The 20,276-nt window shown below is 40.6% G+C and carries 17 protein-coding genes; 4 read left to right on the top strand and 13 right to left on the bottom strand.

All coding sequences use genetic code 11. The features are described 5' to 3' along the window. Nucleotides 1-14: 14 nt before the first annotated feature. The 3 genes from NAF01_RS10470 to NAF01_RS10460 all read right to left on the bottom strand — a co-directional run bounded on the left by NAF01_RS10470 (nucleotide 15) and on the right by NAF01_RS10460 (nucleotide 3,987). Nucleotides 15-806, bottom strand: coding sequence for an enoyl-CoA hydratase (locus NAF01_RS10470; protein ID WP_048008810.1), 792 nt, complete (start codon nucleotides 804-806; stop codon nucleotides 15-17). A 17-nt stretch (nucleotides 807-823) separates the two neighbouring features. Next, nucleotides 824-2,368 (bottom strand): AMP-binding protein, encoded by a 1,545-nt coding sequence (locus tag NAF01_RS10465; protein ID WP_163141333.1) that lies wholly within the window; start codon nucleotides 2,366-2,368, stop codon nucleotides 824-826. 251 nt (nucleotides 2,369-2,619) lie between these two features. Beyond that, the gene (locus NAF01_RS10460; protein WP_197215050.1) at nucleotides 2,620-3,987 is read right to left on the bottom strand and encodes a sigma-54 interaction domain-containing protein; all 1,368 of its coding nucleotides are present in this window, start codon (nucleotides 3,985-3,987) and stop codon (nucleotides 2,620-2,622) included. 644 nt (nucleotides 3,988-4,631) lie between these two features. Between NAF01_RS10460 and NAF01_RS10455 the strand changes: the two genes are divergently transcribed. Further along, nucleotides 4,632-4,814, top strand: coding sequence for a hypothetical protein (locus tag NAF01_RS10455; RefSeq protein WP_250802246.1), 183 nt, complete (start codon nucleotides 4,632-4,634; stop codon nucleotides 4,812-4,814). Between the two features lie 46 nt (nucleotides 4,815-4,860). Here NAF01_RS10455 and fosB read toward each other — a convergent pair whose 3' ends face one another. Together fosB and NAF01_RS10445 are read right to left on the bottom strand one after the other, a co-directional pair. After that, entirely contained in the window at nucleotides 4,861-5,283 is a 423-nt protein-coding gene (gene fosB / locus NAF01_RS10450) for a metallothiol transferase FosB (RefSeq protein WP_048008813.1), read from the bottom strand. Nucleotides 5,284-5,416: 133 nt separating this feature from the next. After that, the gene (locus NAF01_RS10445; protein WP_163141339.1) at nucleotides 5,417-6,958 is read right to left on the bottom strand and encodes a DHA2 family efflux MFS transporter permease subunit; all 1,542 of its coding nucleotides are present in this window, start codon (nucleotides 6,956-6,958) and stop codon (nucleotides 5,417-5,419) included. 186 nt (nucleotides 6,959-7,144) lie between these two features. Here NAF01_RS10445 and NAF01_RS10440 point away from each other — a divergent pair, with 186 nt between their 5' ends. Next, complete coding sequence (locus tag NAF01_RS10440) at nucleotides 7,145-8,035, top strand: TetR/AcrR family transcriptional regulator (RefSeq protein ID WP_250802245.1); 891 nt, start codon at nucleotides 7,145-7,147, stop codon at nucleotides 8,033-8,035. 116 nt (nucleotides 8,036-8,151) lie between these two features. Then, nucleotides 8,152-9,642, top strand: a complete 1,491-nt coding sequence (locus tag NAF01_RS10435; RefSeq protein WP_250802244.1) for a spore germination protein — start codon at nucleotides 8,152-8,154, stop codon at nucleotides 9,640-9,642. Nucleotides 9,643-9,678: 36 nt separating this feature from the next. Here the strand turns inward: NAF01_RS10435 and NAF01_RS10430 are convergent, their stop codons facing one another. Beyond that, entirely contained in the window at nucleotides 9,679-11,094 is a 1,416-nt protein-coding gene (locus NAF01_RS10430; protein WP_250802243.1) for an FMN-binding glutamate synthase family protein, read from the bottom strand. Nucleotides 11,095-11,228: 134 nt separating this feature from the next. Between NAF01_RS10430 and NAF01_RS10425 the strand changes: the two genes are divergently transcribed. Beyond that, entirely contained in the window at nucleotides 11,229-11,384 is a 156-nt protein-coding gene (locus NAF01_RS10425) for a hypothetical protein (RefSeq protein WP_250802242.1), read from the top strand. Between the two features lie 36 nt (nucleotides 11,385-11,420). Here the strand turns inward: NAF01_RS10425 and NAF01_RS10420 are convergent, their stop codons facing one another. The 7 genes from NAF01_RS10420 to NAF01_RS10390 form a co-directional block, all read right to left on the bottom strand. After that, a complete protein-coding gene (locus NAF01_RS10420; protein ID WP_284709504.1) occupies nucleotides 11,421-12,506 on the bottom strand; it encodes a nitric oxide synthase oxygenase in 1,086 nt (361 codons plus the stop codon). A 181-nt stretch (nucleotides 12,507-12,687) separates the two neighbouring features. Continuing rightward, entirely contained in the window at nucleotides 12,688-14,307 is a 1,620-nt protein-coding gene (locus tag NAF01_RS10415) for a glycoside hydrolase family 13 protein (protein WP_250802241.1), read from the bottom strand. Nucleotides 14,308-14,365: 58 nt separating this feature from the next. Beyond that, nucleotides 14,366-16,051: a glycoside hydrolase family 13 protein gene (locus tag NAF01_RS10410; protein ID WP_250802240.1), complete on the bottom strand. Its 1,686-nt coding sequence runs from the start codon at nucleotides 16,049-16,051 to the stop codon at nucleotides 14,366-14,368. A gap of 34 nt (nucleotides 16,052-16,085) precedes the next feature. After that, nucleotides 16,086-16,907, bottom strand: a complete 822-nt coding sequence (locus NAF01_RS10405) for a carbohydrate ABC transporter permease (protein WP_250802239.1) — start codon at nucleotides 16,905-16,907, stop codon at nucleotides 16,086-16,088. Then, entirely contained in the window at nucleotides 16,907-17,770 is an 864-nt protein-coding gene (locus tag NAF01_RS10400; RefSeq protein ID WP_250802238.1) for a carbohydrate ABC transporter permease, read from the bottom strand. Before NAF01_RS10400 ends, NAF01_RS10405 begins: the two co-directional genes overlap by 1 nt. Nucleotides 17,771-17,827: 57 nt before the next feature. Further along, nucleotides 17,828-19,060, bottom strand: a complete 1,233-nt coding sequence (locus tag NAF01_RS10395; protein WP_250802237.1) for an ABC transporter substrate-binding protein — start codon at nucleotides 19,058-19,060, stop codon at nucleotides 17,828-17,830. Nucleotides 19,061-19,135: 75 nt separating this feature from the next. Then, nucleotides 19,136-20,143 (bottom strand): LacI family DNA-binding transcriptional regulator, encoded by a 1,008-nt coding sequence (locus NAF01_RS10390; protein WP_250802236.1) that lies wholly within the window; start codon nucleotides 20,141-20,143, stop codon nucleotides 19,136-19,138. Nucleotides 20,144-20,276: the final 133 nt, after the last annotated feature.

The raw sequence follows: 20,276 nt of genomic DNA, 5'->3' as shown, positions 1-20,276 counted from the left end.
TCCTAATCTTTAAATTATTGATCAGTAAATTTAGGGTCCCTTTTTTGTATAAAAGCCCCGACCCCCTCCTTAATATCCTCGGTCTGAAAAACTTGGCCAAAATATTCAGCCTCGGTGATGAGTCCGTTTTCAAGCCTTTGCTCATAACCTTTATCTATCGACCTCTTGGCAAAAGCCAGGGCGGGAAGTGAATGATTGCTGATAGATTCCGCCAGATCCAAGGCTGTTTCAAGCGACTTTCCTTTAGGGGCAATCCGGTTAATTAAGCCTATCCGCCAGGCATCCTCTGCAGACAGTGGCTCACCGGTGAAAATCATTTCTTTTGCTTTTGATTTACCAATAAGACGTGATAGCCGCTGAGTTCCTCCCGCACCTGGAAATAAGCCAAGCTTGATTTCAGGCAGCCCGATTTTTATGTGCTCCTCTGCTATCCGGATATCACAGCTTAAAGCCAATTCACAGCCGCCTCCCAGAGCAAACCCATTAATGGCAGCTATCGTGGGCTGCGGCAGCCTTTCCAGTTTATTTAAAGGCTCCTGAAGCCAGAGAGACTTTTCCTTTGCCAGTTCAATCCCTTTTCCCATCCAATCAGGAAAACCCTTTATATCGCCACCTGCGACAAAAGCCCTTTCTCCAGCCCCCGTTACGATAACAGCTTTGATATTGGAATCGCTTTCAATTTCATCCGCAGCAATTGATAAAAGCTCAATGACTTCCTCACTTAGAACATTCAGTGGTGGATTATCGATTATAATAATGGCAATTTTGTTTTGAATGGACCAGGAAACAGCTTTTGTTTTTTCCAATTTCATTCCTCCTCATCTCAGCTATATTGTTCTCTTAGCATGAACTTCTGAACCTTACCTGAAGGTGTGCGGGGCAGCTCTTCTGTAAAGATAATTTTTCTTGGTTTTTTATAGCTTGCAAGATACTTTTTGCAATGTTCGATGACTTCTTCTTCTGTAAACGTGCTGCCTTCCTTTTTGACTATGACTGCACATACAGCTTCAATATATTTCGGATCAGGAACACCAATAATGGATACTTCCTTCACACCTTCAAGGCGGTATAAGACATCTTCAATTTCAGCAGCATACACATTTTCTCCGCCGCTCCGAATCATATCTTTTTTTCGTCCGGCAATGGATAAATATCCTTCTTCATCCAGCACCCCTAAATCTCCTGTCCTGCACCATCCGCCTGTGAAAGTTTCTTTGGTGGCTTCCGGTTTTCGCCAATATCCAGCTGACACGGCAGGGCTTTTAATGGCAATTTCCCCGATTTCCCCTGGAGGAAGGGGCACTCTGTTCTGATCAATAATTTGAATTTCAGTCAATGGCAATGGCTTTCCAACCGTTTTCCCCTTTTTCAAAGCATCCTCGGAATCAAGACAGGCGGCAATGGGAGTTCCTTCTGTAAGTCCATAAACCTGAACAATGCCTATATGCGGGAAATTCTCTTTTAATTTTTCAAGTGCCCAAGGCATTAACGGGTCTCCGCCTGTATAAATTGTTTTTAGATTTATAAATTTGTAATCCACAAGATTAGCAAGATTGAGCATTTCATAAATCATAAAAGGGAAAAGGAAACAATCCGTTACGTATTCCTTTTCTATCACTGATAAGATTCTGGTTATTTCAAAACCTTTGCTCTCAGTTATAATCACCGTTCCCCCCATCATTAAAATGGGAAGCGCAATATCTTCCATTGCTCCTACATGATAGAGCGGGCCGGTAGTCATTCCGATTTCCTTTCCTTTAAAGTTCCACTTAAGAGCCTGCATAACAGAGAACCAAAAAGTGGTTTCGTGAGTCCAGATGGCCCCTTTCGGTCTACCGGTCGTACCGGACGTATACATTAACATTACGGGATCGCTGAGGCGAATGGAGTCTGTACTGATTTCATCTTCACCGCCATTCTCCAGCAGACTCCAGCTTTGAGCCCATACCGGTATCGGCCCAGTCCTACCCGCCAGGCAAATATACCTTTCCACTCCTGTATTTTTGCGAATAGATTCAATCCTGGGAGCCAGCTCCGAGTGAAAGCATAAAATTTTTGTACCGGAATCATTTAGGGCATACTCAAATTCGCTGCTGGTCAGACGGAAGTTCAGACGGACAGCGATAGCTCCAATTTTTGCAGCTGCAAAATACAACGCGAAATACTCAAGACAGTTATAGAGCAGAATCCCTATCCTATCGCCTTTTTGGACACCAAGATCTTTAAGCTTGTTTGCATAAGAGTTTGAAGTCCGGTGAAGGCATTCGTAACTCCATTCTCTGCCGGATTCTTCTTTAATAGCCACTTTGGCAGGATTTTCACGATTAATATCAAGTGCCATTTTCCTTGTAAAATATCCGAGATCCAAGAAATCCTCCTCCTTTAGTTATGTAAGCGTATACATATCTTTCAAAATAGTTTTCTATTAAAAACATAATGCAAGTTTTGTGCCACATTGGAATTTCAATGGATAAGCCATTCCTGCCAGATTCACGATATTATTTTTCCGACTTTTCAGAAATATTACTGCATATACATGTCCTCAAATATTAAAACTAAAATGAAAAACGCAAAAATCCGGGATTTCGGATTGGATTCCGAGTTCCCGGATTTTTGGCATTAAAAAGAAATATTATATTTTTTTATTTTATCGTAAATAGTAGAATTGCCAATTCCCAATGATTCTGCAGCTTTATTTTTGTCATACCTGTACCTTTTTAGAGCGGCTTCGATTGCATTCTTTTCGGTTTCTTCCAATAAAACTTTTAGATTTTTCACTTCTGGTTTCTTTTTCCCGCCTTTTAGATAATCAGGAAGTTCCTCAACACCAATCAATTCACTGTCAGTTAAGTGGACACTGGCTTCCAGAACGTTTTCTAATTCCCGGATATTTCCCGGCCAGTCATATTGTCTAATCAGAGCGGCTGCCTCAGGACTTGTTCCAGTCACCCTTTTGCCTATCCGCTTAGTCGCTTTCCTCAAAAAGTGTTCGGTCAAGATCGGCAAATCAGATCTTCTGGACCTTAAAGGCGGTATAAATAACTGCACCGCATTAATCCTGTAAAACAAGTCTTCCCGGAATAATTGATCATTGATCATTTTTTCAAGCGGACGATTTGTAGCAGCAATCACTCTCACATTCACTTTTTTAGGCTGAAGCGCCCCAATAGGCTCGAATTCTCTTTCCTGGAGAACCCTTAATAGTTTCACCTGCATATGCAATGGCATGTCCCCTACTTCATCAAGAAAAATAGTCCCTCCATCAGCCAAATGGAATTTACCTATTTTTCCGCCTTTTCTTGCACCTGTAAATGCTCCATCCTCATAGCCGAACAGCTCAGATTCCAATAAATGTTCAGGTATGGAGCCGCAGTTTACTTTAACAAAAGGCTTCTCGCTCCTTTCACTCAGCTGATGAATGCTTTGGGCAACAATTTCCTTCCCTGTACCGCTCTCCCCCCTCAAAAGAACAGAAATATCGCCTCTTGCAATGCGCATGACTCTATCTTTCAGATCTTTAATCTCCGGTGTTTCCCCGATCAGATCATGAAGGGAATATCTTAATCCATTCGATTCATTCCATTCGCTTCGATAATAATTGAGCTCTGATAATACCCCTTTAATATGACTGTTCAATTTCTTCCATTCATCCAAATCACGAAATATTATCGTACCGACTGCTCCGACAATATCATTATTTTCGATAATCGGAATGCGGTTGGCGATGACAAAATCGCCTTGCAAAAATTGTAAATCAGCAAAATCCTGTTTACCAGTTTGTGCAACGAGATGCATTTTTGTATTTTCAATAACATCCGTTGCATGTTTGCCAATAACTTCGTCTCTTTGAACTTCAAGAAAATCACAATAATTATTGCTCATATATTGAATGATTCCATCTGCATCAACAATCACAATTCCATAGTATGTACTTTCAAAAATCAAGTCCAGCAATTGATTATTGATTAATAGTGCCGTATTGTTCATACTAACCCCCCTTTTTTAAATATTCGTCTTCTTCCTATTTTAGCATGTTATTTTTAGGAATCAGCAAATATAGACAGAAAATTCATAAGAGTAAATTTTATGTTAAGCATTTGTCCCAATTCCTCAGCGCATTGGAGCAAACCATTTCATGAATGGGCAAACAGTCTGCATGTTGGAAATGTATCCCTTTACGTTTAAGAATCTTTTGCTGATGGTGAACTGAAGCGGATCTAAATTTCTGCTACACGGTGAAAGCTGAAGACGTTTTTTGGCAACATGATGGGCGATATTACAATTGGATAAAAACTCTCTCCCTATTAGGCTATACCCATGAAAAGGTACTTAACCAAGCTCATATTATTTCCAGTACCGCATCTGCAAAAATCAGTGTGGTAGCCGCAATACTCACAAAATTCCATTAATGCTCACATCCTTATTAGATATTTATACTACTTTATTAACCTTGAGGACAGGTAGCCTGTGCTATTAACTTTGTTTAAGTGATCTTTTTATCAATATGGTTTTGGGATCAGAGCAGTCAAAGTGCAAATTGTTCATAATTAACAGACAAACTTTAATTCCTACTTGACTAATCGGATAAATATGAATTAAAATAAAACTAACAATAAGGGAGGGTTCATTACATGCCATTAAACAGAGAAACGTTAATCAGCAAATTATTATCACTTTCTAAATTCCAGCATAATCACAGATTGTTTAATTTAAGTGACCGAAAGCTGGAAGCTCTGTATCTGGATCATATTTTGTTTTCTCCTCACCCTCACAGCGGACATCAATCAATTAAATTAGTAGGAAAAAATAGATAATAAGAAAGAAAGCCTGCAAATGCTCAAATAGCATTGCAGGCTTTTTTTAACCAAAAAACTCCATATGTCCTTTTTCAGATCTGTAGTATTCCAATCTATCCCTTAATGTTCCTGTATGAAATTCAAATTTATGTCCATCCGGATCAGTAAAATATATCGATTTCTTATCTCTCATGTCTCTCGCACGACCAGGCAGGATATGAACTTTCAGCTTTTCAAGTTTATTGCACATATTTTCAAAATCTGAGTCATCGACTTTAAAAGCAACATGAGTATACGAATGGGCAATTTCATTCCTTGGTATGTTCCGTTCTTCATTCAGGGCAATCCAAATTCCCGCCAATTCAAAATATGCAGTCGTTTTGCCTTTTACCAGCAGCTTTGCATTAAATACATTTTTATAAAATTGTATCGACCTCTCCAAATCTGAAACGGAAAATAAGAAATGATTTATACCCCTAATCGACAAATGTTCAACTTCCAAATCAGCATTTTAGTAAAACAATCTTTGCATACCAATTTAGACGCACGACGGGCCAATTATGTTTCATATTCATTTCCTGCGCATAAAAAAAAGGGAAATCCTTGATTTCCCTTTCCGATTAATTCTTAGCCAATTTAGGCACCATATTCTCCTGCTTAGGCTCTTCAACCGAGTCCTCCATTGGTGTTGCGCGTTTAATGAAGAAAGCCAGAACAAGTGCAGCAGCAGCTATAAAGGTTGCTACGAAGAAAGCATCGTTGATTCCCTCAAGCATGGCTTTCATTAGAACCTGCTGCTGCATTTCCGCCACAGCAGCTTCAGTCATCTGGCCGCCATTAGCCATAGCCCCGCCTTTCATTGCTTCTTTCGCAATTTCAGCAGCATGCGTTTCCGTTCTTGTTGACATAACTGTTACCAATAAGGCTGTGCCAATGGCACCTGCCACCTGGTTCAGTGTGTTGTTCATTGCAGTTCCATGCGGATATAATCTTCTAGGCAGCTGGTTCAGGCCATTTGTTGAAACTGGCATCATGACCATGGACATCCCGAACATCCTGATTGAGTTGAGTATAATCAGTTGAGTATAGGTTGTTTCCAGAGTCAGCCTGCTGAATACATACGTAGTTCCTACTGTAATGGCTAACCCAATGATCGCCAAAATCCGGCCCCCGATTTTATCGAACAGCTTTCCAGTTAATGGCGACATCACAGCCATAACAAGGGCACCTGGAAGCATCATCAATCCCGCATCCAGCGGTGAAATCCCCCTTAATGTCTGAACATAAATCGGAATCAGAATCATTCCTGAGAACAGTGCCATATTTACCGTCATGCTGATAGCTGAAGATAATGCAAACATCGGGTACTTATAAACACCAAAATTAAGCATCGGACGTTCTGATTTGGTTTGTTTTAAAATAAACCAAATCAAACTTATGACTCCCACTGCAATTGTTAAATACACATGAGGGCTGTCCCAGCCCTTGTTCCCTGCAGAACTGAATCCGTAAAGTATTCCGCCAAACCCTATACTTGAAAGGACAAGAGAAAACATATCCAGACGGATATTCACTTTTTCCTTTTTGTCTTTCAGCATGACGGCTCCAAGAACTAAAATGACACCTGCAATTGGTGAAAGGAAGTGGAATAACATTCTCCAATCATAATGTTCAATAATCCATCCTGAGAGAGTTGGCCCAATTGCAGGGGCAAACATTAAGATCAGACCAAATACACCCATGGCTGCTCCGCGTTTTTCAACCGGGAAGCTGATCAGCATTACATTCATCAAAAGCGGCATCATAATAGCCGACCCTGAAGCCTGCAGCATTCTGCCTGCCAGCAAAACCGGGAATACGTGAGCAATACCCGCTACAAGCGTACCGATTGTAAATAGTCCCATTGCCACAATAAATAGCCTGCGGACTGTATATTTTTCAATTAAAAAGGCAGTAGCCGGGATCAAGATACCATTAACCAGCATAAAGCCGGTAGTCAGCCACTGCACTGTTGCCGCTTCTATTTCTAAATCTGCCATGATAGATGGCAGGGCAATATTTAATAATGTATTATTCAAAAAGGCAATAAATGCCCCAATCATTAAAACAGCAAGAATCCCATAAGGCGGCCGGTCTGTTTTATTGTTTATTGCTTGTTCCATTATCTTTCCTCCTGTACAATCAGTTCATTCTTTTATACTCTCGTTACACACAAATCATATAATATACTATGAGTTCAACTTTTGCAACAAAAAAATCCTTGTAAAATAGAGGGTTTGTGTAAATTAATACAATGAGGTACTATTAAGTTATACACATAGTTCAAATAAAATGACAGGTGATTATAGATGAATAACAGGAAAATGCATGTTATAAAAAAAGCACATCAATTATTCCTGGATAAAGGTTTTCAGGCTACATCCATTCAGGATATTTTAGATTACAGCGGGATTTCTAAAGGCACCTTCTATAATTATTTTTCTTCAAAAAACGAGCTTCTTATCTCCATTTTTAAAACATTGCATGAAAAAATGGAATCAGAACGCAATAAACTTCTTATTGGCCAGGACCCAAGCAGCTTAGAAGTATTCACACAGCAGATCGAATTACAAATGAATATGAATCGGACCAATAAGCTGGTTGCCCTTTTTGAAGAAGTACTTGTGTCAAATGACCCTGAGCTCAAGCAGTTTATTAAGGAAGGCCAGCTTAGAATGGTGAATTGGATTTTCAGCCGGTTTATTGAAATCTTTGGTGAGGACAAGAAACCATATTTACTGGACTGTGCCATAATGTTCCTTGGCATCCTCCATCATAACGTAAAATACTATACAAAATTCTTTGAATTCTCTTCCAGCATTAATCCAGTAGTCCGTTATAGTGTCGAGAGAATCAGGAAGATCGTTGAAGAGGTCAGTTCTGCCGATGAATACCTGCTGAAGCCTGAACTGATTGAAAATAGATTTAAGCAGACCGATTATCGAAATGTGCATATTCTCTGCAAATCCATATTGATTTTGAAGAAATCCATCAAGCAGGAAGAACAGAACGATTGCATGGATCTTCTGGACTTTATCCAGGAAGAAATGATTCATTCGAAAAAGCCAAGAAAATTTCTCATTGATAGCGCACTCCAATCTTTGAGCAGGTGCATAGCATTTTTGGATGCCAAAGAATTTGAGAATCTTGAAAATCTGGTTTCATCCTGCTTTAAACACCCGGAAGAAGAACCGGTATAATTTCAGGCCTGCCCCATTCTGAGGGAGGCTTTTTTTAGCTATTCCCACTATTCATTCATAATCCTTCCAAAAACGGAAACACTACACTTAATGCCGAAAAAATTGGTGATTACAGAATGAAAAAAGAGTTAAAAAAGAAGAGACCTGTGTCAGAGATTGAACTTGACCAGCTGGAAAAGTCGCTTTCACGGTCTCATGATTTTCAAAAAGTACATTATAGCAACAGACAAACTAGCCTCTGCTTTTCTTTTACTTATTTCAAAACACTGATTGACCAAAAAATGCTCACAAAAAGTTTGCTCCCTCAGCTTCTTCTTGGTGAGTTCAGCAAAATTGATGATTTAAAAAAACTTTTGCCATCTGCAAGCATACAAATATGCGAAGATCTTTCAAAAGCAGAACATATGCTTTTGAAGGGCTATGTGATGGTTACATCAGAAACCGAGAAGCAAAAAGCGGCTTTTATGGCTGCTAAATGTTCATATGTCAGGGAAATCACACATCCGGAAGTTGAGCAAACGGTTATTGGAGCAAAAGAGGCCTTTGTTGAGTCTCTGGAGAATAATTTGAATTTAATCCGCAAACGGCTGCCCATCTCTGAACTGATCATAGAGGAATATATAATCGGAAGCATATCCAGAACCGTAGTGGCTGTTCTCTATATTGAGGGAATTACGAATACAGATAATGTCAGCATGGTAAAAGAAAGAATCGAAAATATAGATTTTGACGAAATCACTGACAGTTCTTACATTGGACAGCTCATTTCAGATAATAAGAACTCCCCATTTCCTCAGCTGCTGGATACAGAAAGACCGGACAGGGCAGCCGCTGTCCTTGCTGAAGGAAAAATAGTGATAGCCGTAGATGGGTCACCGCATGTACTGATTACCCCTACAACGTTTTCTGAATTCTTCAGTTCCTTTGAAGATTATTTTTTAAATTGGACTATCGCTTCTTTTGCCAGAATATTGCGGGCTTTTTCTGTTATTTTTTCCATACAGATCACGTCTATTTATGTTGCAACGCTTACTTATCATATGGAGCTTGTCCCCACCGATTTATTAGGAACATTGGTAACTTCAAGGCAGCATATTCCTTTGCCTCCTTTCTATGAAGCGTTAATGCTTGAACTGGTAATAGAGCTTTTAAGAGAGGCTGGAGCCAGATTGCCTACGAAAGTTGGTCAGACAATCGGTATCGTAGGGGGGATTGTTATTGGGACTGCGTCTGTACAGGCAGGTCTGACAAGTAATGTCCTGTTAATCTTTATCGCCCTTGCTGCTCTTGCCGCTTTTACTACACCTGTATATAAGATGAATAATACCATCCGATTTCTAAGATTTCCGTTTTTATTATTCGCAAATTTATGGGGATTTGTAGGTGTGCTGTTCTGTTCATGTATTTTGTTAACTCATATGATCAGGCTCACATCTCTTGGCAGACCCTTTATGGAGCCGTTTTATCCTCCCAGATATCGGGACTTGAAAGATTCATTTATAAGATTCCCGTTTCAGCCTTTGAGGCCTGTGTATTTAAGAACGCAAAATCCCCATCGGTTCGAGCCTCAGAAAAAATCAAAGGTAAAGAAAGATATTGATGAATAAATAAAAAAAGGGCCTGGCTAACAAGTGCCAGGCTTTTTATACCTTCTTAGATTTGTCCTCCCATGGTTCAAAGGAAAATGGGATTCCGATCATTTTCGCGGTGAGTTCATCATAAGACACAAGATCTTTCTTAGATAATTCTTTTAATGACTTTTTCCCCATGGCTCTTAAAGCCATTTTGATTTCCTCGGTGCTCGCGGTCAAGAACTTTTCCGCCGACTTAGCCCCATCCTCCGTTTTAAATACATCTTTGAATTTCCCCTGGTTCCAGACAGCCTGTGTTGGCGGTTCAAAAGGAAGAGCATTCAATGTTTGTTTATGAGAAACAGTAAACAGCATTACAGATCCCAGATAAACCGCATCCGCTCCAAGCGCCAGGACTTTTAAAAAGTGTCCTGGTGTAAAAAGACCTCCAGAAACAATTAAGCTTATATCCCCCTTCTTTTTTCTTTTTTCAAGATGGTTTGAGGCACGGGTGATAGCATGCAGGGTTGGTATTCCAAAATCGTCTGCCAATAAGGGAGGTGCACCGACAGAAGCCCCTTGTCCCCCATCAACAGCGATAAAATCCACACCGATTTCGATTAAATGATCAATATCATCTTCGATCTTTCCGCCTGCCCCTATTTTTGCGCCGATCGGGACACCTCCGGACATTTTACGCAGCTCATCCACCAGCTCTTTTAAATCCTTCAATGTCTGTTTTTCAAAAAAATGTTCCATTATATGGGCAGTTTCGTTTTCCTTTAACCCCATGACTTCCCTTGCACGACCGGTTAAATTTTCAGGGGAGATGTTCCCGCCCATACCCAGTGTAGCTCCCTGACCCAGCTTAAGTTCAATCATGTCCGCCCTTTTAATAGTCTTTTCTTCCTTACCCCACTCCGTCTTGGAGAACTGAAGAATGTACTTCCCCGCACTTTCAAGCTCTTCAGGCAGTATTCCGCCTTCACCGGAATTGATGGCTGTTCCTGTATTCTTGGCAGCTGTGGCCAATGCAATTTTGACTTGCTCACTTAAAGCGATTCCATAGGCCATTCCACTAATCATCAGTGGAATTTTGATTTTCATCGGCTTTTTCGCTCTTGGACCAATTGTCACTTTCACATCAACATCTTCCTCGCCGTCAATGGGGAAAGGTGATGTTTGTGCAGGGATAAACGTAATTTCTTCAAAATGCGGCCATTTTTTCGATGAGCCAAAGGGGCGGTGCAGGACATCACCTGTTTCGGCCCGCAGGTTATTTTCAAGCGCATTTTGAATGCCCATATGCTTAAAGCCGGGAATCAGCTCAATGAGGTTTTCCTGATAGCTGTCTGTCATAATAATTTTTCCTGCCTGCTTCACTGCCCGCTTCATGATCCAGCGCCAGCCGATAACAAGCATAAATAATAAAAAAATATATAATAAGGAAATCATTGCAAGTGTTGCAATTAATAATATATTGGTCATTAGTCTTCTCCAAAAGATCTTTTAGATTTCATTATTTCCATTGAGAGGGAATTTAACCTATGACTTTTCGGTTTTTGGAATAATCACAAAGCTGAAAGTAAACTCTATGTGAAAATATAAATTGAGGTGAAATAATGGACAACCGCGAAAATGTTCAGTCGAAAAATATTAATGAAGAAAAAAGAGTTAAAGGGAGTCTTCTTGAATCTATGATGGAGCCTATGGACCAGCTATCTAAGATTCCTCCAGAGAAAACGGACCGAAGAACCAGTGATGGAGAGATGAATTAACAAATGAAGAAAGCCGGCATTTTTGAATGCCGGCTTTCATTTTTGATAAGGAGTATCTTGATAAAAGTAATTAGGGGTTTTCACTTCATTATTATACTGCTTATGAAAAATATGTGCAGCAGCAGGGGAAACGGGCGGAATCAGCCAGGTCCAGTCACCGGTCAGGTCCCTTCCCTGGTTCTTTTCGTTTTCTTCAAATTTCTTGAATTGCTGTGCAGCAGTATGATGGTCTACTATGCTAACCCCTTCTTTTTTAAAGGAATGCAGTACGGCTGCATTTAATTCCACCAGAGCCCGATCCTTCCATAGCGAAGAATTCGACCTGGTATCAAGCCCCATTAATGAGGCAATTTGAGGGAGCATATCATAACGAAAATCGTCTGCCAGGTTCCGCGCACCAATTTCAGTACCCATATACCAGCCATTGAATGGGGCTGCATTATAGGAGATGCCCCCAATTTCCAGTTTCATATCCGAGATCATCGGGACTGCGTACCATTTCAAACCGAGATCACAGAACCAATTATACTCTGGATGCTCAATCTCTATTTCAAGAATCAGCTCTTCCGGTATTTCCCTTAATTGGGGCGGCTGATTGTTCATTTGTATAACTAATGGCAGCACATCAAATTTGCCGTACTTCGGCTCCCAGCCCAATTTCATGCATTGCTTTGTAAATGCGATGGAGTGAGGATCGCCAAGGATGCCTTCCTCTGTCTCATACCCAGCATACCGGATTAGCTGATGATTCCAAATTCTAATTCCCTGTTCGGAAGTGTCCGGAGAGAAAATGGTGATGGCCGGACGCAGTCTGCCCTTGTTAGTGGCAAATTGTATATGTTCAAAAAGAGCAGAAAATACTTCATCCGCTTGTTTCACATTCCGCTTGTCCAAAACATTCAGCTGATCCCAGAACAGCCTGCCGATGCAGCGATTGCTATTTCGCCAGGCTGCTTTTGCACCAAATTCCAATTCTTCTAAAGTATGTTCATAAAACCCTTGCTTTTTAATGGAGTATTCGATTTCCCTTAACCTGCTGTTTAGCTCAGCAGGACTTTTATTCTGTTCACCATAATACATTTTTATAAATTCTGATGCTTTTTCAAGTAAGTCCTTTTTCAAAGACGAATCCTCCCAGAATAGACTATTTGTTAATGATAGCATAGGGAGGGTTAGGGAGAAAGTAATGAATGTTCTGTGGTTTGCCTGATGTTACTGGTATTGAGGTGGAACTTTCTGAATTACTTTCATAGACGTTTTCGCAATGAAAAAAGAGAACCGCACGGGTCCTCTGCTTTTACCATTAATTTATCTTATAAATTCTCGCTTCATGGGGATGCAGGACTTCTTCATTTTTTTCAAAGTCACTTCTATAATTAGAAAGAATCAGCTTCCGGTTTGTGAATCCATTAAAGGTAAATCTCTGCTGCTCGTCATCATGGTTTAAAACTATCAGCCAGGTTACATCATTATAGGAACGTGTATATACATATAGGTGTTCATCATCTGGCAATAGATCCTTATAATCCCCGTAAACCATTACCTCGTTTTGTTTTCTTAATTCAATCAGCTTTTGATAAAAATAATATACGGAGTCTGTATCATTCAGAGCTGATTCGACATTGATTTCCTTATAATTCGGATTCACTTTGATCCATGGTTCACCAGCAGTAAAGCCTGCCTGGCTGCTTGCGTTCCACTGCATCGGTGTCCTGGAATTATCGCGGCTCAAAAGCAATAAGCTATCAAAAACCTCCTGAGGGTCACGCCCTTTTGAAACTTCTTCATGATATTTATTTTTCATAGCAATGTCATTATAGTCTTCAATGGAATCAAATCTCACACCTGTCATGCCGATTTCTTCGCCCTGATAGATATAAGGAGTTCCAGGCAAGGTATGAATCATAGCTGCCAAAAGCTTCGCAGACTGAATACGGTACTGGCCATCATTTCCATAGCGGGTAACCTGTCTTGTGTGATCATGGTTGTTAAGGAATTGCGAATTCCACCCTTTTTTCTTAAGGCCTTCATGCCAGCTTGTTTGGATTTCCTTGAATCTCAGCATATCCCATACCGGCATTTCATCTGCCACCTGAAAATGGAACAGAGTGTTCAGTTCATTTCTGCTTTCATCCACATAGAGCAGTCCCTCTTCCGGTGAAACAAACGGGATCTCACCGACAGTCATCACATCATAATGCTGAAGGACTTCTTGATGCATTTCCTGAAGATAGTCATGGATACCCGGATTATTGGCAAGATAGCTTATATCATAAGGGTTCCCTGCATCTGATAAATCTTCTCTTTTTGCCAATAGATTAATCACATCCATTCGAAACCCGTCAATCCCTTTATCCAGCCAGAAGCGCATCATTTTGTAGATTTCCTGTCGCAGTTCAGGATTTTCCCAATTAAGATCCGGCTGCTCGACTGCAAAGGAATGATAATAATATTGTCCTGATGCTTTGTCCCATTCCCAGCAGGATGGAGCAAAATAGGAGCGCCAATTATTTGGCTCCCTGCCATCCTTTGGATCCTTCCAAATATACCAATCTCTCTTCGGATTATTTTTGGAGGAGCGTGATTCCACGAACCAGGGATGCTGGTCAGAAGTATGGTTTACAACCAGATCCATAATGACCTTCATACCGCGCTGATGTATTTCATGGATCAGCTCATCGAAAGCTGCCATGTCACCGGCTTTTTCCATAATCCCATAATAATCTGAAATGTCATAGCCATTATCCCTGTCTGGTGATTGGTAAAAGGGATTCAGCCAAATCACATCAACGCCAAGATTCTTAATATAATCAAGCTTTTTTATAACCCCTCTTAAATCACCATACCCATCACCATCGGAATCAAAAAAGCTTCTCCAGTAAATTTGATATACAACTGCTTCTTTCCACCATTTTTTACTCACAGGGCCACCTCATTATCATCAAATCTTCGTAAAAAAGGGCCCTAAACAGGCCCAGTCTTTATTTTTTCAAACGATACACTCTAGCTTCATATGGCTTGAGTGTCAGGATATCAATTTCTTCATCTTCATCTGCAGACAAGTTGGATATCAGAAGTTCCTTAGACGAATAAAGGACATGTCCCGGCAGCTTAAAGTCCGGTGTTCCATCACTGAAGTTGCAGATCACAAGCAGCTGGTCATCACCAAGAGTCCTTGTAAAAGCAAAGATCTGCTCATCCTCTTCCATTATTAAATCGAATGTTCCATATACAATCACTTCATTTTGCTTTCTAAGCTGAATGAGCTTCTTATAAAAATGGAAGATCGAGTCTTCGTCTTTTAAAACTGCTTCTGCATTAATCTTCTCGTAATTCGGGTTCACATTGATCCAAGGTGTTCCGTCTGTAAAGCCCGCATTCGGGCTGGCATCCCACTGAACAGGCGTTCTCGCATTATCCCTGCCTCTCTCATGAATGCCCTTAAAAATCTCATCATGTGTTAAGGAATCCGGTGTAAGATCACGGTAGGCATTCAAGGTTTCGATATCACGGTAATCATTGATATCATTGAACTTAACATTTGTCATGCCGATTTCCTCGCCCTGGTAAATATAAGGCGTCCCCTGCAACATATGAAGGCAAACAGCAATCATCTTACCAGAAGTTACACGGTATTCTTCTGAATCATTGCCCCATCTGGAGATGGCGCGAGGCTGGTCATGGTTGCTCCAGTACAGACTGTTCCAGCCATCTTCTTCAAGGCCCTTTTGCCACTTGTTGAAGATCTCTTTCAAATCAGTCAATTTCCAGGGGCGGGGGTCCCATTTGCCGTATTGTCCATCTCCTAGGCCCACATGTTCAAAATGGAATACCATATTTAATTCATTTCTGTCCCGGCCGGTGTAGAGTTTGCCTTCATCAACTGTTACACCAGGCATCTCGCCAACCGTGATGGTATCATACGGGCTAAGGGCTTCCTTGTTCATTTCCTGCAGGAACTCATGAATTCTTGGACCGTTCATATAATACTCGCTGCCGTCCCCATATTTGTGACCTTCCCGGATCTTCCCCTGAGGAAAGCTCGTATCTTTTGAAATGAAGTTGACTACATCCATGCGGAAACCATCAATACCTTTATCCAGCCAGAAACGCATCATTTCATACACTTCATTTCGCAGAACAGGATTTTCCCAGTTCAAGTCAGGCTGCTTTTTACTGAACAGATGCAGGTAATATTCGCCGGTTTGTTCATCATATTCCCACACGCTTCCGCCAAACGCTGCTCCCCAGTTAGTAGGAGGCTCGCCATTGTCCGTCTTTTTCCAGATATAATAATCCCGATACGGATTATCTTTAGATTTTCGTGATTCCTTGAACCACTGGTGTTCATCGCTTGAATGGTTGACAACGAGGTCCATCATGATTTTGATACCGTGTTCATGGGCCTTTGCAAGCATCCCGTCAAAGTCTTCCATAGTTCCGAACTCATCCATAATATTACGGTAATCTGAGATGTCATAGCCATTATCATCATTAGGAGATTTGTAAACGGGGGATAGCCAGATGACATCGATCCCCAATTCGGCTAAGTATGGAATCTTTTCAGTGATTCCGTTGATATCGCCAATTCCGTCCCCATTTGAATCATTGAAGCTTCTTGGGTAGATTTGATAAATAACGCTTTCTTTCCACCATGTTTTGTTCAATTTTTACAACTCCGATCAAAGGATAATTTCATCTTTATTTTATTGAACCCTTCATTACACCGCTTATGATCCATTTTTGAGCAAAGATGTACACAATAATCATTGGCGCAAGTGCCATTAAATAGGAGGCAAATGCAAGATTATAATCTGTGCTGAATTGGCCCTGGAAAATGTACTGGACCAGCGGAAGTGTGGCCATTTCCCGGTCGCTGAGCAGGACAAGCGGAAGCATAAAGTCATTCCATGCACCAAGGCTCGTAATGATTGCTACGGTTGCATTCATTGGTGCCAGAAGAGGGAAAATGACTTTCCAGAAAACACCCCATGTGGTTGCTCCGTCCATGATAGCCGCTTCTTCCAATTCAACCGGAATGGCACGGATGTAGCCAATATAGATAAACACATTGAAAGAAAGGTTGAAAACGATATACAAAATGATTAATCCAACCAGGTTATCCATTCCCCATGCACTGGTCTGTTTGACAAGCGGCAGCATGATGATTGGAAAAGGAATAAACATCGCACTTAAAAAATAGAAGTATAGGAACTTATAAAACTTCTTATGAAGGTTTCTGGCGATGGCATATGAAACAAGCGAGTTCGTTAACACTGTAAAAATGACTACAAATACCGTAACAAATGCACTGTTTTTAAATGCATTAAAGAAATTAGTCATTTCAATGGCCTGTGTAAAGTTGTCAAATGACCATGACTTAGGAAGAGCCAGTAAATTGCCTGCCATTTCAGGCGGTGTTTTAAACGCAATGGTAATAGTTAAATACAGTGGAAAAAGAATGAGCAATGAACCTAAGATTAATAGAGTGGTCACAAGCCAGCTCGTTTTTTTGCGATTCATTAGTTTTCCACCTCTCTTTTATTTAAAAATTTCAGCTGAATAACAGAAAAGACGATGATGACGATGAAGTATATGACCGCATTGGCTGATTGATAGGCAAACTCGCCGCCTTCAAATCCTCCTCTGTAAATTAGCAGGGAAATGGATTCGGTCGACTTTCCCGGGCCTCCTCCAGTCAAGGCAACAATCTGATCAAAGACCATAAGGAAGTTTTTCAATGAGAGAACCATATTAATGGTGAAAAATGGCGCGATGAGAGGAAACGTAATTTTCCAGAACTTTGTCCAGACACCGGCACCATCAATGCTTGCTGCTTCATATAAATCCTCTGAGATTGTCACAAGCCCTGCAAGATACAGTATCGTATTAAAGGACACAGCCTGCCAAACGGCTACAATGACAATTCCAATCCAGGCAAGGTCCGGGTTTCCAAGAATATTGCGGGTCAAAAATTCCCATCCGAATACATCGCCAATCTGCGGCAGGAAATGAGCAAAAATAAAATTAAAGATAAAGCCAACAATCAAGATACTCAGAATGTAAGGCAGGAAGTAGATTGCCCGAAGCGTTTTGTGAAACTTTATCTTGGAATTAAGCCCAATGGCCACAAGAAGGCTTATGATATTGACCAAAATGGTCGCAACAATGGCAAATTTAAAAGTAAATAAGTAGGCATCCCCTGCCCGTTCATCTTTAAAAACGTTTAAGTAATTTTTTAACCCAACGAAATTCCAATCTCCATACCCTTTCCAATCTGTAAAGCTGTAAAAAATCCCCTGCAATGCGGGAAAACTGTGGAAAATAACGAAAAGAAGGAAAGCGGGTATGGTGATGATGAGAAACACACTGTTTTTCTTTTTCATAGTGACAACTCCTTTTTAGAAAGCCAGGAAATCATGAGATTCCCTGGCCCGATGCCTTTATCGGTTTTGAACTTTTTCCCATTCGCTGTCCATTTTCTTCAGGAATTTTTCTTTATCTTTCTTGATCAGGAATTCCTGAACAAGGTTTTCGGCTCCCATGCCTGCAGGGTAATAGTGATCAGGGAAGCTTGTGATGGTGCCATTTTCAAAGTTAGCTTTGATTCCTTCAAACACCGGATCTTCCTGATACACTCCTTCAATGGCTGAGAAAGCTTTCTGCTCGTCAATATACTTTTGAGCAGTATCATTATTCATCATGAATTCAGCAAATTTCATCGCTTCTTCTTTATGCTCAGTATCTTTGCTGACTGCTAAAAGAACATCTACACCAGAAACAAGTTTGTTTTGTGAAGTATCATTTGTTACAGGCATTGGAAATACTCCAAGTTCCATGTCAGGATTTGCTTTAAGAATTTCAGGGATTGCCCAGTTGCCCTGCAGGTAGAAAACAGATTTGCCAGCCGCAAATGCATTGTTTCCATCCCCGTAAGCAACACCCATATTGTCCTTGTGGCCATACTGAACTAATGTTTCCATCTTGTCTGCAACTTCATCATATTGATCGGTGAATGATGTTTCCCCTGCGTTTTTCTTCTCAGCAAAGTCTTCTCCCGCTACATTAGCGCCAAGTGAGTTCCATGCAATCATGCCTGTCCAGGCATCTTTTAATGTGAAGTAGATTGGTGTGTCACCGGCAGCTTTTACCTTGTACAGGCTGGCAATGAATTCATCCCACGTAGTTGGGACTTCAAGGCCATGTTCTTCAAATTTCGCTTTGTTGTAAATTACGGCATTTGCATTTGTAGCATATGGAAGACCAAAAGTGCCTTCTTCTTCAGGTCCAACCAGTCGATTGATCATGTCGATATAGGATGGCTGAACTGTTTTAGCTAAATCTGTCCCTGAAAAATCCTCAAGAACGCCTGCACGGCCAAGCTCGCCGTATGTAGCATTACCAGCGATAGACATGATGTCAGGCAGATCGTTTTTGGTCAAACGTGTTTTCAAAACTGTTTCTGCTTCCGGCGGTGCGTCCAATTTGATCTTAATATCTGGATTTTCTGCTTCAAATTCTTTAATCAATCCTTTGTACGTCTCGATGCTTTCTGATTTATTGGAGAACAGCTCAAGCGTTACTTTCCCGTCATCAGCATCACCAGATGAACATCCAGCCAGTAAAGAAGCTCCTAAAGTTAATGCCATTACACCTGCAGTCATTTTTTTTATCATGGTATATCCCCCTATTTGATTTTATAGTCAAATTACGTAAACGTTTACGTAATTGACCTGAGAAAAAGAGAGTTATTATTTTCTCTCTTTCACACTCATTCTTTCAATGATTTTATGCGGCATTATCCGGCTTTCCGGAGTTTCGCCAGTTTCTAGAATGGAAAAAAGCATTTCTGCTGCAGCTTCACCCATTTTTGCGAGAGGCTGTCCTACTGTTGTCAGCGGCGGGATGGACATTTCAGCAAGATTCAAGTTATCATACCCTATAACAGAAATTTCGTCCGGGACCCTTATTCCCATTTGATAAGCTGCTGATAAGGCACCTATAGCCATTTCATCACTTGCTGCAAATATTGCCGTTGCATCAGGAAACTGTTTGATAAGATTTTTCAAACCCTCAACACCATCAGGAAATGTAAATCCCCTGCTGAATACAATATTTTCAGACCCCAGCGGTATGTTATGATCGGTCAAAGCTTTCTTAAATCCTTCTATCCTGGGAATCCCCGCGATGATATCATCCTTGTTCCCGCTTATCATTCCAATTCTGGTATGACCCTTGTCTATTAAATGCTTAGCTGCTGCATATGCTGCATGAAAATCGTTAACTTTTACAAAAGGCACCGGGTACGCATAGGACTCTGTCGAAAGCAGAATCATTGGCATGCTGGTTTTGGTTACAAATCGATAATATTCATCCTTTAAAATTTCACTTGCGAAAATGATTCCGTCTACCCTTTTTTCAATAAGCAGCTGAAGATACTTCATCGTTTTTTCGCCATTTGATTCAGTATGACAGACAATCACACTGGAACCGTTATCATTTGCAGCCTTTTCAATGCCATCCAGCAGATCGGTAACCAATGAGCTCGATAGTTTTGGGAAAAGCACCCCAATCGTATGGGTTCTCTTATTAATTAATCCCCTTGCTACTGCATTTGGCTGATAGCCCAGTTCTTCAATCACTTTAAGAACTTTAGATTTTGTTTTTTCCGAATACCCTCCCTGGCCATTTAAAATCCTGGAGACTGTTGCAATAGAGACATTTGCCTTTTTGGCAACATCTTTGATGGTATAGGACATATCCCACCTGCTTTAAGTTACTGAATTATTTTTATAACGAAAACGTTTACGTTGTAATATTATCATGATGTGTAAGCCTTTTCAATATTTTTTAATAATTTTTTAAAAATTTGTATATACATCTAGTCATTGA

The organism is Cytobacillus firmus, from assembly GCF_023657595.1.
Lineage (GTDB): Bacteria > Bacillota > Bacilli > Bacillales > Cytobacillaceae > Cytobacillus > Cytobacillus firmus_B.
Note: the sequence above shows the minus strand (reverse complement) of the source record. Positions and strands in the feature narration are given on the sequence as shown.

What these genes read in the sequence shown, in the direction of transcription:
- NAF01_RS10460 (WP_197215050.1), bottom strand. Translation starts at nt 3,987, where the DNA reads ATGAACAATACGGCACTATTAATCAATAATCAATTGCTGGACTTGATT.
- NAF01_RS10455 (WP_250802246.1), top strand. Translation starts at nt 4,632, where the DNA reads ATGCCATTAAACAGAGAAACGTTAATCAGCAAATTATTATCACTTTCT.
- NAF01_RS10445 (WP_163141339.1), bottom strand. Translation starts at nt 6,958, where the DNA reads ATGGAACAAGCAATAAACAATAAAACAGACCGGCCGCCTTATGGGATT.
- NAF01_RS10440 (WP_250802245.1), top strand. Translation starts at nt 7,145, where the DNA reads ATGAATAACAGGAAAATGCATGTTATAAAAAAAGCACATCAATTATTC.
- NAF01_RS10435 (WP_250802244.1), top strand. Translation starts at nt 8,152, where the DNA reads ATGAAAAAAGAGTTAAAAAAGAAGAGACCTGTGTCAGAGATTGAACTT.
- NAF01_RS10430 (WP_250802243.1), bottom strand. Translation starts at nt 11,094, where the DNA reads ATGACCAATATATTATTAATTGCAACACTTGCAATGATTTCCTTATTA.
- NAF01_RS10425 (WP_250802242.1), top strand. Translation starts at nt 11,229, where the DNA reads ATGGACAACCGCGAAAATGTTCAGTCGAAAAATATTAATGAAGAAAAA.
- NAF01_RS10405 (WP_250802239.1), bottom strand. Translation starts at nt 16,907, where the DNA reads ATGAATCGCAAAAAAACGAGCTGGCTTGTGACCACTCTATTAATCTTA.
- NAF01_RS10400 (WP_250802238.1), bottom strand. Translation starts at nt 17,770, where the DNA reads ATGAAAAAGAAAAACAGTGTGTTTCTCATCATCACCATACCCGCTTTC.
- NAF01_RS10395 (WP_250802237.1), bottom strand. Translation starts at nt 19,060, where the DNA reads ATGATAAAAAAAATGACTGCAGGTGTAATGGCATTAACTTTAGGAGCT.
- NAF01_RS10390 (WP_250802236.1), bottom strand. Translation starts at nt 20,143, where the DNA reads ATGTCCTATACCATCAAAGATGTTGCCAAAAAGGCAAATGTCTCTATT.